Annotated in this window: 11 protein-coding genes and 1 riboswitch; of the genes, 3 read left to right on the top strand and 8 right to left on the bottom strand. The window is 28.7% G+C overall.

Features of this window, described 5'->3' with window-relative positions; translation table 11 throughout:
* Window positions 1–233: 233 nt before the first annotated feature.
* From KGF45_RS06590 to KGF45_RS06580, 3 genes are read right to left on the bottom strand one after another with little or no spacing between them, the layout of a single operon-like run.
* On the bottom strand, window positions 234–1,355 hold the full coding sequence (locus tag KGF45_RS06590) for a M20 peptidase aminoacylase family protein (RefSeq protein ID WP_227829216.1): 1,122 nt from the start codon (window positions 1,353–1,355) through the stop codon (window positions 234–236).
* A gap of 58 nt (window positions 1,356–1,413) precedes the next feature.
* Window positions 1,414–1,899: a YjiG family protein gene (locus KGF45_RS06585; RefSeq protein WP_227829217.1), complete on the bottom strand. Its 486-nt coding sequence runs from the start codon at window positions 1,897–1,899 to the stop codon at window positions 1,414–1,416.
* Between the two features lies 1 nt (window position 1,900).
* Entirely contained in the window at window positions 1,901–2,569 is a 669-nt protein-coding gene (locus tag KGF45_RS06580; protein WP_227432369.1) for a nucleoside recognition domain-containing protein, read from the bottom strand.
* A 387-nt stretch (window positions 2,570–2,956) separates the two neighbouring features.
* On the opposite strand from KGF45_RS06580, the gene KGF45_RS06575 reads away from it, so the two are divergent.
* On the top strand, window positions 2,957–4,981 hold the full coding sequence (locus KGF45_RS06575; RefSeq protein ID WP_227842017.1) for a sigma 54-interacting transcriptional regulator: 2,025 nt from the start codon (window positions 2,957–2,959) through the stop codon (window positions 4,979–4,981).
* Window positions 4,982–5,133: 152 nt separating this feature from the next.
* Here KGF45_RS06575 and KGF45_RS06570 read toward each other — a convergent pair whose 3' ends face one another.
* From KGF45_RS06570 to KGF45_RS06560, 3 genes are all read right to left on the bottom strand, one after another.
* Complete coding sequence (locus tag KGF45_RS06570) at window positions 5,134–6,321, bottom strand: DUF3798 domain-containing protein (protein ID WP_227829219.1); 1,188 nt, start codon at window positions 6,319–6,321, stop codon at window positions 5,134–5,136.
* Between the two features lie 202 nt (window positions 6,322–6,523).
* Window positions 6,524–7,795: a branched-chain amino acid transport system II carrier protein gene (gene brnQ / locus KGF45_RS06565; RefSeq protein WP_227842353.1), complete on the bottom strand. Its 1,272-nt coding sequence runs from the start codon at window positions 7,793–7,795 to the stop codon at window positions 6,524–6,526.
* Between the two features lie 140 nt (window positions 7,796–7,935).
* On the bottom strand, window positions 7,936–8,589 hold the full coding sequence (locus KGF45_RS06560) for a pentapeptide repeat-containing protein (protein ID WP_227829220.1): 654 nt from the start codon (window positions 8,587–8,589) through the stop codon (window positions 7,936–7,938).
* A gap of 332 nt (window positions 8,590–8,921) precedes the next feature.
* A riboswitch (purine riboswitch) is annotated at window positions 8,922–9,023 on the top strand.
* A 71-nt stretch (window positions 9,024–9,094) separates the two neighbouring features.
* Here KGF45_RS06560 and KGF45_RS06555 point away from each other — a divergent pair.
* Both KGF45_RS06555 and KGF45_RS06550 read left to right on the top strand, forming a co-directional pair.
* On the top strand, window positions 9,095–10,438 hold the full coding sequence (locus KGF45_RS06555) for an NCS2 family permease (protein ID WP_227829221.1): 1,344 nt from the start codon (window positions 9,095–9,097) through the stop codon (window positions 10,436–10,438).
* A gap of 159 nt (window positions 10,439–10,597) precedes the next feature.
* The gene (locus KGF45_RS06550) at window positions 10,598–11,962 is read left to right on the top strand and encodes an amidohydrolase (RefSeq protein ID WP_227829222.1); all 1,365 of its coding nucleotides are present in this window, start codon (window positions 10,598–10,600) and stop codon (window positions 11,960–11,962) included.
* 132 nt (window positions 11,963–12,094) lie between these two features.
* On the opposite strand, the gene KGF45_RS06545 is transcribed toward KGF45_RS06550, so the two are convergent.
* Window positions 12,095–14,239, bottom strand: coding sequence for a diguanylate cyclase domain-containing protein (locus KGF45_RS06545; protein WP_227842016.1), 2,145 nt, complete (start codon window positions 14,237–14,239; stop codon window positions 12,095–12,097).
* A 12-nt stretch (window positions 14,240–14,251) separates the two neighbouring features.
* On the bottom strand, window positions 14,252–14,521 hold the full coding sequence (locus tag KGF45_RS06540; RefSeq protein WP_227842015.1) for a HAMP domain-containing protein: 270 nt from the start codon (window positions 14,519–14,521) through the stop codon (window positions 14,252–14,254).
* Between the last annotated feature and the right edge of the window lie 124 nt (window positions 14,522–14,645).

Here is a 14,645-nt window from a genome sequence, read left to right as displayed (position 1 = left end):
GTAATCTAATGACATTTTACCACTCTACACACTATAATAATAACACTTTTTGCTTTAATAGATTTAAAATATACATATTTTTCCTGTAATAGATTTTTTCGATATTGTAAAAATAACTTCATTGCAACAAAATAAAAAGAGAATTTTTATGTCAATAATATTGCAAATAACATAAAAATTCTCTTTTCATAATTTTAAAAAACTTTTAAATACAAAGCAATTAATCTAAAACCTTATCCTAATCTCTTTTCAACTAGTCTGCACCAGATATCAACTCCATATTCTAAAGCTTTAGTATCAAATGTCACATTAGGATTATGAAATCCTGGTGTAGCATCAGCGCCCAGTCCAATATATGTAGTCTTACATTTTAGTTTTTGAGTATAATAGTGAAAATCTTCTCCACCAGAGTTTTTAAATATACCTATAGATGCATCTTCACCAAGTACATCTTTAATAGTCTCTTCAGCTAAACTTACAAGACCTTCATCAAACTCTGCTGCTGGAACTCCATCTTTTGAAAGTAGTATAGCCTCTGCGTTTATAGAACTTGCAGCGGTTTTTATAGCATGAATAGCTTTTTCTTTTAATTCTTCTATTATCTCATTACTCTCTGCTCTTATATCTAAAGCCATAAAAGCTTCATCTGGTATATTATTATATGTTTCCCCTTTAACTGATATATTTGTAACTTTAATAGAATTTGGAACAGCTGGATTTACTCTTATTGCATTTATTGCATTTACTGCTAAACAGACAGCATCTACTGCATTTACACCCAAGTGTGGCTTAGAACCATGACAAGTAATACCTTTAATACTAAATTCCATTATGCAACTGGCACAATGATACATTGCAGGTATGGCCTTTCCTAATCTACAATCTTGCCCAGGTCTTAAATGCATACCTACCATCTCTTCAACATCATCTAATAAACCAGAATCTATTACTCTTAATGCTCCATAAAGTTTTTCTTCACCTGGTTGAAAAATTATTTTTAGTTTTCCTTTTTTTACCAAATCCCTTTCTTTTATTAATCTTGCAGCTGTTAGAAGCATTGAAGTGTGACCATCATGACCACAAGCATGTATCATTTTCTTTTCTCCATCAATTATAAATTCTAATGCATCTATATCTGCTCTTATAGCAAATACTGGTCCTTCTTTTTTAGAGTCTATTGTTACTATAATACCAGTTCCTGCAACACCTTCATCTATATTTTCAAATCCCATTTTTTTAAGTTCTTCTAAAAGAAATGTAGATGTCTTGTATTCTTCAAATCCTTTTTCTGGAATTGTATGCAAATAATCATACACCTTATGTACATAGTCAATATAACTTTTATTATTTTCCATAATATAATACCTCCATAAATTTTAATTTTTATCCTATATTATTTTTTTCATATGTTATCTATACTATAAAATAATTCATTATAAGCATTGCAATACATCCATTTAAAGTTGCTATTATGAACATATGTGGATAGTATTTAGTTTTTAATTCAGCTGTTCCTAACAGTCTACCCATAAATTGTATCTGAGCTCCTGAAAGTAATAACATTGGTAAAAGTATTGCAACATGTGCTTGATTTATTTGACCTGCTGTAAACAAGCCAGCTATTACCCCAGAAGCTCCTCCCATTGATATAAATATCGTCATTATTGCAGTTGCTGCAACGCCTGGAAGCCCAAATATGCTCATTACAGGTGTGAAAATTGTTCCTATTATATCCAAAAGACCAGTTAAATTGAATATAGAAATTATAGCAAAACCAAATATAACATTTGGAGCCATTGAATTTGTACTTATTTGAAACCCATTTCTAGCTCCACCAATAAATGCATCTATAACATTTCCTTTTTTAACTTTTACCTCTTTTTTTGCTATATCACTCATATTAAGCTTCCTCCTTTTCGAATTTATTTAAGTATAATCTAAGTAAGTTTGCTCCAACAAATTTCATAATTAATATTAAGGCAAGTGGTATAAATATTGGAACATCGCCTATAAATGGGAACAATGCTGCTCCTGAAGCAAAGAAATTCGTGATTGCAGATGCGCCAGAAAATTGAAATGCACAGAAAACAGCTTTTTGCTTTTCATCTATATATCCATCATCTTTAAGTTCCTTAGTCATAGATGCAGCAGCATCTGTAGATTGTAAACTAGCTATTAAAGTTAATCCTGCAAATCCAGGTAATCCTAGTAATGGTTTTAATAGTGGACTAAGAAGTTTTTGTGCTGCTTTCATACCATCTAAGTGGTCTATAACTCTAACTATTCCAAGCGCAAACATAACTGATGGTATTAAAGTTAATGCATATAGCCATCCATCACGAGGACCAGTCCCTCCATCTCCTCTAAAGTTTGCAGCTAATGTACCTACACCATCATTAACTGTTCCCAATGAACCAAAGTTTCCTAATACATTATTAAAATCTAGTACCTTTAATGCTCCAGGTGCATCTTTAAATATTCCTGAAAAGAATAATGCTCCTAATATTAATGCTACATACCCATACCATTTAACTTCTATTTTTTCTGTTGTTGATTCTAGTTTGCTCATATAAATTCTCCCTCCTGCTTAAATAAATTTTATTAGTACACCTTTTTATTAAGCAAAACCCATGCCAATACTTTAATAATAATATTTTTTCATTTGTTTTTTTATTGTTAATTTTTTACATAACATGAACAGCTTGCAATTGCTAACTTTTTAAACTTCTATTTATGTACCTTTTATTGACATACAGTAGAAAAATCTTTATATTATAAATATTTTTCTATATAATTTTTAAAACTAATTTTATAAACAGGCTTTTATAGGATAAAAACCTACAAAAACCTATTATTTAGCTAAATGTATAAATTTATCATGTTATTTGTTGTATAATATAACTTGTTCTGCTCTTAAAAAAGCAAACTAAATATTACCTTAGTTAGGAGAAATAAAATGGACAGAAAAAAATTAATCCTTATAACATATGATAAATTAAATGCTGACCACTACAAAGAAGAGTTAATAAGCTTTTTTGGAGATGAAATAAGCATAGAAACACAAAATATACTTGATGGTATAAGAGAGAATTTAGAGGGTGATGTAGTTCTTTCTCTATCACCTTTAACTAGTAATTTTTTAATAAAGCATTTCAAGGAAGATATTGAAATTATCCATGGAACAAAAGCACTTTCAAAGCTTGGATATGAGAAAATGATGAAACTACCTCCAGGCACAAAATCATTACTTATGACTACCAATAAAACTTCAGCCTTTGAAATGGCTACTTATTTATATAAAATAGGAATAAATCATATTGATTTTGTACCAACATACCCAAACTGTGAAGAAATATATGATTTAGATACAGCTATAACACCAGGTCAGACCAGATTTATACCAAAATATATAAAAAACATCGTTGACTTAGGTTGGAGAAAAATTTCATTAGATACATATATGTCGTTACTAGTAGTATTAAAGCTAAAAAACGAGAAGTTTATAGAAAAACTATACAAGCTATCTAAGGAAACACTTAGTCATGATTTTTTAAATACATCATTAGATAATATATCTAAATTAAAAACTATACTCTATATGACTATTGATGAAATTGGAGATGGATTAATATTTTTCAATACATTTAACAAGGTCACATTTGTAAATAAATCTTTACTAAGCATGTTAGAATTAGATGAAAGACTCATAAAATCACCTTCTTTAATGGAATCTTTACCAAAGAGTTTTTTAGATAAAATCACGAAAAATCTAAACATAGATAATATGATTATATACATAGATGAAATAGACAAGAAATTTATACTATCAAAAAAACCATTTTATCTTTATAAAAATATAGAAGGTTGCTTAATTACATTAAAAGATGTAAGCAAGATAGAAATACTAGAGCAAAAAATAAGAAGTGACTCTGTTAAAAGAGGTTATATAGCCAAGTATAAGTTCAATAATATAATTGGAAATAGTGCTGTTATAAAAGACTGTATAAAAAAAGCAAAAAAAATGGCTCTTACAGATAACCCTATACTAATAACTGGCGAAACAGGTACTGGTAAAGAAGCTTTTACTCAATCAATACACAACCATTCTCATAGAAAAAATAAACCTTTTGTAGCAATAAATTGTGCTTCACTTCCAAGTGAGTTACTTGAAAGTGAACTGTTTGGATATGAAGATGGTTCTTTTACTGGAGCAAAAAAAGGTGGAAAGAAGGGATTATTTGAATTAGCTCATACTGGAACCATATTTTTAGATGAGATAGGAGATATGCCACATGATTTACAAGTAAAGCTCTTAAGAGTTTTACAAGAAAAAGAAATCAGAAAGATTGGTGGTACAAATATTATTCCAATTGATGTAAGAATACTGGCTGCTACAAATAAAAACCTAGAAAAATTAATTTTAGAAAATAAATTTAGAATGGATTTGTTTTACAGGATAAGTATGTTCACATTAGAGTTGCCTCCTCTTAGAAACAGATTAGAAGATATACCACTTCTTTTGGAATCATTTTTAAAAGAACTTCCCTATAAAAATATTAAACTTGATAAAAGTCTCTTAAGGGCTTTAAATTCTTATACTTGGATGGGAAATATCAGAGAATTGAGAAATTGTATTGAATATATGGCTTATATGGGTTCTAATCAACTTACGATAAATGACCTGCCACAAAATATATCTTCAAAATTAAATAATCATCATATGTTAGGAAATACATCTATATTTCATGATTTAAATCAATATGACAAAAATATATGTATTGCTATCCTAAAGTCACTATATATAAAACCTATGGGAAGAGCAAAACTCATGAAATTTATGGAGCATAATGTCACAGAATATGAAGTAAGAAATATGCTAGAATATTTGACATTTAATGAATATTTAACTCCTGGTAAAGGAAGAAAAGGTAGTTCTATCACCGAAAAAGGTATAAAAATTATAGAAAATAATATATTTTAGTTTTATAGTAATTCAAATTTACTACTTCAAAATTTATATTTATAATCATAAATTTTATTTTTACTATAACTGATTATAAAATAATAAAATATACTTTCAGCAAAAAAGCTATGAAATAATAATTTTTATTATTAATTTCATAGCTTTTAATATTAATATATTAATTGATTTAATATTACTGATTGATAATTATAAAGTGCCTCTGTTAAAGGTGTAAATTCTGAACCAATACCAAATTTTAATTCTGCAAACGCCTCTAGATAGTCTGGGTCACATACATCTTCTTGTGTAAAATCTTGAAGTACCATTTCAGTTGCAAGATAAGTTGCTAATGATGGTATAAAAGCATCCATTGGCATAGGATATCCACCAAGTCTATTTGACATGCCAGCAGCTTTAGCCTTTTCACTTATCACATCATTTATCTTATCATAATTTTGAGCATCTTTTTTAGATATTTTAAATCCCATAACGCTAGGGTATGTCTCCACTGGTGATGGATTACTTTGCTCTGCAACTATATATTTTAACTCTAAAGCTTTAGTTAATATAACTTCATCCATGTACTCATTTACACCAAATACATTTATATCTTTTCCATACTTCTTAACTTGTTTATCAATATCTTCATTTAAAAACTGTTTCATTTTACCTTTATCTTCTTCTGTATTTACATTTGGTGTATTAACTTGTACAAATTGCATTCCTAAATTTCTACAAGTCTCTTTAATTTTTTCCAGTCTTTTGGCGATATCAGCATCTTTCAAATCATCCTTAGATGCATAATGAATAAAAGCTTTTGCTCCCATTTCCTTTGAACGTTCAACTAATAACTTTCCTCTTTCCTCTGTGTCAATCCCTAGATTTACATCTACATATTGACTCAATTGGTTTTTGTCCTCTCCCATAGGAGCTGAGATAGTTATTATTTCTGGACGCTTTTCTTTTACCTTCTGTAATGCTGGTAAAAGACCTGCTTGGTCTGTTGATACTACAATTGCCTGAATTTCTTCATCATCAGTCAATTTTACTATTTCATTTATAGACTTATCTATATTAGAAGTAAAGTTTTCTGGCAACACAACATGTTTTATAGTTCGCTCAACTCTAGCTTCACCATCTTTTTCTTTATCAGTTTCATTAGCTTCCTTATACTCTTTGGCTAAATCTTCTACTATATTGTATTGTACTTTATTTTCAGATAATGGCTGAGTTACTACTGCAACTTTAAAATCATCAATGATTTTCTCTTTATCATTTTTGCCAGTAACTAAGCTACAGCCTGTAAGTCCAATGATTAAACATATAGATAGCATAAATGCTGTTATTTTTTTAAGCATTAGTTAAAACCTCCTAAATTTGTACTTTCTTATCACTATTACTAATTTTATCATACTTCAAAGAAAAATTATATTATAAAAAATTATATCCCAACTATTATAATCCAATCTAAAAAGTACTATGAGTAGATTAGATTTTAATTAAATCTACCCATAGTACTAAAAAAAATATATATTATAAAATTAAATTAATTATAAATTACTATGCTATTTGTTTGTTGCTTTTTATGAAGTTACCAACTATTCCACCCAATATAGCTGGTATTACCCAGTTAAAGCCCAAACCTGCAAGTGGTAAACTTTGTATAAATGGAACAGCTCCTGTCATTCCATTTACAGCTGATAATACACTAACTAGTAATGTAACATATGCTGCACCTTTAAATGCATTATCATTTTTTATATGTTTACCAGCCAATTCCATGATAACTATTGCCAATAAAACAGGATATATTGTTTGTAGAATTGGAACTGATATAGCTATTATAGCATCAACACCTAAATTAGATATAAGCATACTAGCCACACATATACCTATAACTAGTTGTTTATAAGTTGCTTTACTTATTCCTTCAAAATAAGTTGAAATTGATGCTGTTAGACCTGTAGAAGTAGTTAAACAGGCAAGTGCTACAATTACACCTAAAATTACCTTTCCTACTTGACCATATAATAGTATACTAGTTATCTCAACTAATAAAGATGCTTGAGGTATGCTAGTATCATATAAAGTTGAAGCTGTTGCTCCTAGATAAGTAAGACCACCATATACTAATGCCAAGAATACACAGGCTACAAAACCAGCTTTAATAGTCATGCCTATTTGGTCTTTATCTGATGTATATCCTTTAGCCACTATAGACATTAACATTATAGTAGCCATAGATGCTGCACCTAGAGCATCCATTGTTTGATAACCTTGTGATATCCCTTCACCAAATAGATTTTTATCTATCATATGTTCTGGACTCATAGGTCCTGCTGGAGAGATTATCCCTTTTACAATTAGAGCAAATAATACTAATAATAGCGCTGGAGTTAAATATTTACCTATTATGTCTATGACTTTAGAAGATCTAATCGTAAATGCTAAAGTTAAACCAAAGAATATTACTGAAAATACTGCTTTAGCTGCTGCTCCATGGTCTCCAAATATAGGTATAATACCCATTTCATATGTTGTTGCACAAGTTCTTGGTATAACAAGAAGTGCTAAACATGCTAGAGCAGCTACACTCATTACTCTTGCTAATCCTTTACCTGCTCTTCTAAGTACATCATCCATGCTTCCTTTACATCTTGCTGTTGCTATGATAACAAGCATTGCTATACCAGCATCTGCAACAACAAAGCCAACAAGAGGAATTAACCAGTCTTTACCGGATTCCATTCCTAAGAATGGAGGGAACATAAGATTTCCTGCGCCAAAGAACATAGAAAACAAAGCAAAACCAACTATAAAAATATCTCTCATCTGCTTACTCACACCAAACTACCCCCTTTGAAAATATTTTGAATATTAAGATAATCTTACTTTATTTTCATAAAAATGTCAATCTGGTAAAAATTCTCACATTGTTAACGTTTTCCCAATTTAATATTTGAATATAATTTTCATTTTATGATAATTCCCATCAGTTTTGTTAAATCGATTGCTTGTGACACATCAAAACACGCTCCTCTAATATCATCTATTCCTACTTCAATACCTTCAATATTATTAGTAGTAAAATCTACTCCAGAAAGTTTAGTTCCATTAAAATTCGCTTTTTTTAAATTTGTATACTCAAATACTAAATTTTCATTTTTTACTTCCTGAAACACAGAACTTTCAAAATTTGAATCTAAAATAGAAACTATCTTAAACTTAGAAAACGAGAAGTTAGAATATCTACCTAAAACATCCTTAAACAATACGTTTTTAAGTATACAATCATCCAATCTAACTCCTATTAATTTACTGTCTTTAAATTCAACTCTGTATATACTTCCTCCATCGAAAGATGTATTGGATAAATTACAGTTTTCAAATACTACATCAAGTAAGTCAATCTTTTTTAAATTACAATTTTCAAAGGATACATTTCTAAATATACAAGATTCAAAACTTGCTCTTGTAATATCCAAATCACTTATAACCTCATTTTCTATAGTTTTATTAAATATTTTTTCATCATTGAATATATCATCTAATACAGCTTCAATATTTTCAACATTTTCTAATTCCCCTGTAAATTTAGGATTTTGTACTTTAATAATTTTAGTCATTTTCTCCTCCACTATAAATTATATTATTTTTAAATTCATTTTTATTATTATATTAAACTATTATATGTACTTTCAATATATTAAAAAGTTTTTACGAAATATTCTTGTATTCAGTACATTTATAATTATATCACAAACTTATTTATAATGAATTTCCATTAATAGCATAAATGTTATAAAAGTATAACATTTATTATACTTCTGTAATATTTATCTTTAGAAATAATTATTTTTTATAAAAAATGACCTCAATTTTTTATAAAATCGACAAAAAAACGAATAATTTCTTTAAATTTATTGTAAATAATACAATATTACGATATAATACAACAGAAAAACAAATAGAAAATGTTCATATAATATTAGTAATATGGTCTAATAGTCTCTACAAACTCACCTTAAATGAGTTTTCTATGAATAGAATGTTAATTTTAATATATATTCTATTCTATCTATATGAATATATATTTTTTTGTTTATATTTTAAAGTTTTTTGGAGGTAAAAATGGTACCAAACACTAATAATGTACAACCAGGTGGAAATAATTCATCATTAAGCTTTTTAGACAAAATGTTTAAATTCAGCGAACGTGGCTCTAACCTTAAGACAGAAATAATAGGTGGAGTTACTACATTCTTAACAATGGCATACATAGTTTTCGTAAATCCAGCAATATTATCTGAGGCTGGTATGGATAAAGCAGCACTTATAACAGTTACTATATTAGCTACAGCCATTGGTACACTGATATTTGCAATTTTAGGAAATGCACCATTTGCACTAGCACCTGGTATGGGTCTAAATGCATTCTTCACATATTCATTGGTTATAGGAGCAGGAATTCCATGGCAAACAGGTCTTGGAGTTGTGTTCTTATCTGGATGTGTATTCTTCACACTCGCAGTAACAGGTCTACGAAAGACAATTGCTGATGCAATTCCTCGAGAATTAGCAGTAGCATCTTCAGCAGGTATAGGTCTTTTCCTTGCTTTTGTCGGTTTAAAAAACATGGGGGTTATAATTGCAAACCCAGATACAATAGTTTCACTTGCAGATTTTACACCAACAGTTTTAATAGCTCTTTTTGCACTTATCTTAATGGCGATATTAGAGTACAAAAAAATTAAAGGTGGAATATTAATAAGTATAGTCGTCGCAACAGTAATATCTATTATATGTGGATTTGTAGAATTACCAACAGCAATAATCTCAACACCACCAAGTATAGCACCAATTGCTTTTAAATTAGATATTGTAGGAGCACTAAAATTCTCATTAATTGGACCTATATTCTCTTTCATGTTTATAGACATGTTTGATTCATTAGCATTCCTTATCACTTGTTGCAAGCAGATGGGTCTTGAAGATGAAAATGGAGAAATAAAAGACCTTGGAAAAATGTTATATGCAGACGTTTCTTCTACTTTAATAGGTTCGTTTTTAGGAACTAGCACAGTTACAACATTTGGAGAATCAGCTTCTGGTATAGCAGCAGGTGCAAGAACTGGACTTGCTTCTGTAGTAACAGCAGCATTATTCTTAGCTACACTTATATTTACACCATTACTTGGTATAGTTCCTACTTATGCTGCAGCGCCTGCACTTGTTATGGTTGGGGTATTCATGTTTGAAAGTATAAAACAAATCGATTTTGCTGATAGTAAAATAGCAGTCCCTGCCTTTGTTACAGTTTTATTGATGCCTCTAACTTATAGTATAAGTATTGGTTTGTGTTTTGGATTTATTTCATATATAATAATGCATGTTGTAGCTAAAGAAACTGATAAAATTAGTATCACACTTTGGGTTATAGGAATACTTGCAGTTGTAAACTTAGTACTAAGTTAGTATTTTAATTTTGATATATTAAAAGCTTATTTATTTTTAATTTACAAATAGCAAAATCAATTTTATATCTAAATTGATTTTGCTATTAACTTTATATATAAAATTTATTATCATAATATATAGATAGATAAAAAAATACATAGAAAAGGGATGATATTTATGTCACAATTACTTATAAAAAATGCATATCTAATCACTATGAATACAGATAGAGAAGTATATGAGAATGGAAGTATACTTATTGAAGACAATATTATAAAAAAAGTTGGTAAATTTGATAATAATATTGTAGATAAAGATGCTGAAATATACGATGCTAATGGAAAAATATTAATGCCAGGGTTAGTCAATACACATGTTCACTTATCTCAACAATTAGGTCGTGGTCTTTCTGATGATGTTGTGCTTTTAACATGGCTTAGAGAAAGAATCTGGCCATATGAAAGTAGCTTTAATTACGAAGATTCTTTAATCTCATCTACTGCATGTTGTGTAGAACTAATAAAATCTGGTGTTACTACATTTTTAGAGTCTGGTGGTCAATATGTCGATGCTATGGTTGAAGCTGTTGATAAAACTGGAGTTAGAGCATGTCTAGCTAAGTCAGTTATGGATACAGGAGATGGTCTTCCTGAAGCATGGCAAAAAACTACTGATGAAGAAATCAACACTCAATTAGATTTATTCCATAAGTTTAATAATACATCTAATGAAAGAATTAAAATATGGTTTGCTTTAAGAACTATTTTTAATACAACTGAGGATTTACTTGTTAGAACTAAACAATTAGCTGACAAATACAACACAGGTATACACATGCATATAGCTGAAATAGCTGATGAAATTTCATTTGTAAAACAAAATACTGGAGTTGGAACAGTTGAATATCTTGATAAGTTAGGCGTTTTGGGGCCAAATCTTTTAGCTGCTCATACAGTTTGGCTTACTCATAAAGAAATTGATTTATTCAGATTGCATGATGTAAAAGTTTCCCATAACCCTGGTGCAGCTATGAAAGTAGTACTAGGTTTTGCATCAATTCCTGAAATGCTAGAAAAAGGAATTCCAGTCTCAATTGGTACGGATGGGGCCCCTTCAAATAATAGAATGGATTTAATGAGAGATATGTATTTAACTTCATTAATACATAAAGGAAGAACTTTAAATCCAACAGTTATTCCAGCTGAACAAATATTAGAAATGGCTACTATAAATGGAGCAAAATGTGCTTTACTTGAAAAAGAAATTGGTAGTCTTGAAGTTGGCAAAAAAGCAGATATGATTATTCTTAATCCAGATACAATTCATTGCTTACCAATGCATAATCCAATTGGAAACATAGTGTATTCTATGACTAGCGAAAATGTAGATTCTACAATTTGTGATGGAAAGTGGCTTATGAAAGAAAGAACGGTATTAGTTGTAAATGAATCTGAGTTATTGGAAAAAGTTAAAAAACAAGCTTCTAAAATAAAAGAAAAATCAGAAGTTAAAATTCCTTCTAAATTTAAAATTATAAAATAGCATAAAACCAATTGTTTTGTAGAGATACTGGTTCAAGTAAACTTGTATAGTCTACTTACAAAACAATTGGTTTTTTTATGCTATATTTTATTAAAATAAAAATAGTAGTAGTATTATACTATAAATATATCACTAACAATTAGGTTCAGGTTTAGATTCATTTTCTTTATATTTAGTTATATCATTACAGCACATTAGGCACGCACTTTTTTCTTCATTCCATTCAATATATGAAGCATTAGCACTAGTCCAAACATTAAGATTATCATTATACAATTCTATTGTACAAAAACTTTTTTCCTCGCTAAGTTCATTCATTGGACAAACTTCACATGGTTTATCTATATTCCAAAATGCTTTATAACATAATTGATTTATCTCTGTGTTTGGAGCTATACTTAATGTCTTTTGGTTTATAAATAAAAGCTCATATGTATTCTTGTTTATCACATAAGTCCATGAATTCAAATTATCCATAACTGCTTTTATAGTTTTATAAGATTTTATTAATTTATCTTCTTTACGCTTTTTAATTAAGAATATACTTAATATTTCTGATATAAATGTCAAGGATTCTATTTCCTCTTTTGTCCAAAATCTATTTCCATTACATTCGTCAAATCCTACATATCCACTAAATTCGCCCTCATCTAAGATTGCACATTGTAACATAGATACTATCCCTTGTACTTTCAAAATTTTATATAACTCATCATCAAGTGAAGATATATCCTTGCAGTAAAAAATTCCTCTATCATTAAAATTTTGTTTATAATCATCAAATAAACTATATGATACTTTTTTAAGATTACTTATCTCTGGGTTAATACCATCATTGCACCATTCGAATGTATTGTTACAGCAAAGATTATTATCTGAATTTTCAAATATATATGCACGACTTACATCATAAGTTTTACCAACTAATTCTAATATAAAATTTACTGCTGTATCAACATCTTTGGACTCATATAAAATTCTAAATATATATTCATAAAAATTCTGTCTAAATGTTGACTTAGTTTTGTATGCTTCATCAATATTTTCTTCTCCACCTAAGACAGAATTAAAGGTTTTGGTTTTTATTAATCCATTATCCATAATTTTGCTATTATTTTCATATATACAATAGCAATCTTTGCCTTTTCCCTTTGCAAAATAAAGTGCATTGTCTGCACATCTAAAAATCTCCTTGAAATTTTTACCATTATCAGGATAAATAGATATCCCTATACTTCCAAAAATCTTATAATCTTTATTTTTTCCTGTAAATGAACGTCTAAATAGATTTATTAATTCATCTGCCTTTTTCTTTAATACTTTTTCTGAATGTAAATCCTTTAAAAAAATTAAAAATTCATCTCCACCTATACGCCCAATAATATCATTTTCTCTAAATATATTTATAAATTTAGATGATATATCATTTAAAACTGCATCTCCAAATAAGTGGCCTAAATTATCATTAATTCCTTTAAAGTCATCAATATCGATTATAAATAATGCACTTTTAAGGTTTTTTCCTTCATTTTCTATGTATTTTCTAACTAAATCCTCTGCTGTGATTTTATTATACAGTCCTGTAAGCAAATCCCTTTGGGCTCTATTTTCAAGTTCTTCATTTTTTCGTTTTTCTTTATCTATATCTACAACGACACCAATAATACGTGTACATTGACTATACTTATCAATAATACTAGATAATCTAACTTTACACCAAATATATTTATCTTTTCCTTTTCTAAATCTAAGTTCTTTTTCATGATATGGGTTATCACCTTTTATAGCATTTGTAAAAAGGTCTAAATACTTCTGTATATCATCTTTATAGATGATTTCATTTTTCAATATACCTTCAATTAAATTACTTCTAACTAGTTTATATCCAAATTTCTTTTCCCAATTGTCAGAAATATTTACTGTATCTGTATTTAAGTTCCATTCAAAAACAATATTATTTTCTTGCTCCATAACAATTCTATAGCACTCTTCACTTATATCCAACTGCTCTTGAGCTGACTTACTTGATGTAATATCAATTACAACACAATAAACCCAAGGCTTCCCATATTTATCCTTTACTATTTGGCCTTTATCTAATAACCAAAGTATTTCTCCATCAGAGCGAACAACTCTATATTCAACTTCAAGTATATTGCTATTTTTTAATTGTTTTTCTAGTGCATTTTTAACCAGTTTACGATCACCTTCATATATAACATTTAACAATTTATTATCGAAAAATGATTCAAACTCTTCTTTTGTATATCCTAACAATTTTTGATATCCTTAATTTATAAAGCTAAATATGTAATTTCCATCACAACTATACTTATATACTCCTCCAGGAATATTTGCAGTCAACACTTCTAAGTCATCATTTATTCTTTTAAGTTCTTCAGAGTTACTTACCATTGTATCAATTAAATTATTAAAAGCGGTAGCAATTTCAGTATATTCATTATTTTTATCATTATTGAATCTTATACTTGTATCTCCATCTCTTATTTTCTCTATACTTTCAATTAATTTACCCATAGGATGTGAACTACCATCCACTTAACTACCTACGGTAATGTTTGAAGTGGTGGCTTCTTGGTCAAGATAACTATTGTTATCAGTATCTCCAAGCTATTAGGCTAGTTCCTAACCCTTATGATTACCATTTATATGGCTAAGTTTA

Source organism: Clostridioides sp. ZZV14-6154 (assembly GCF_020657785.1).
Classification (GTDB): domain Bacteria; phylum Bacillota; class Clostridia; order Peptostreptococcales; family Peptostreptococcaceae; genus Clostridioides.
This window is presented reverse-complemented; position numbering and strand designations above follow the sequence as displayed.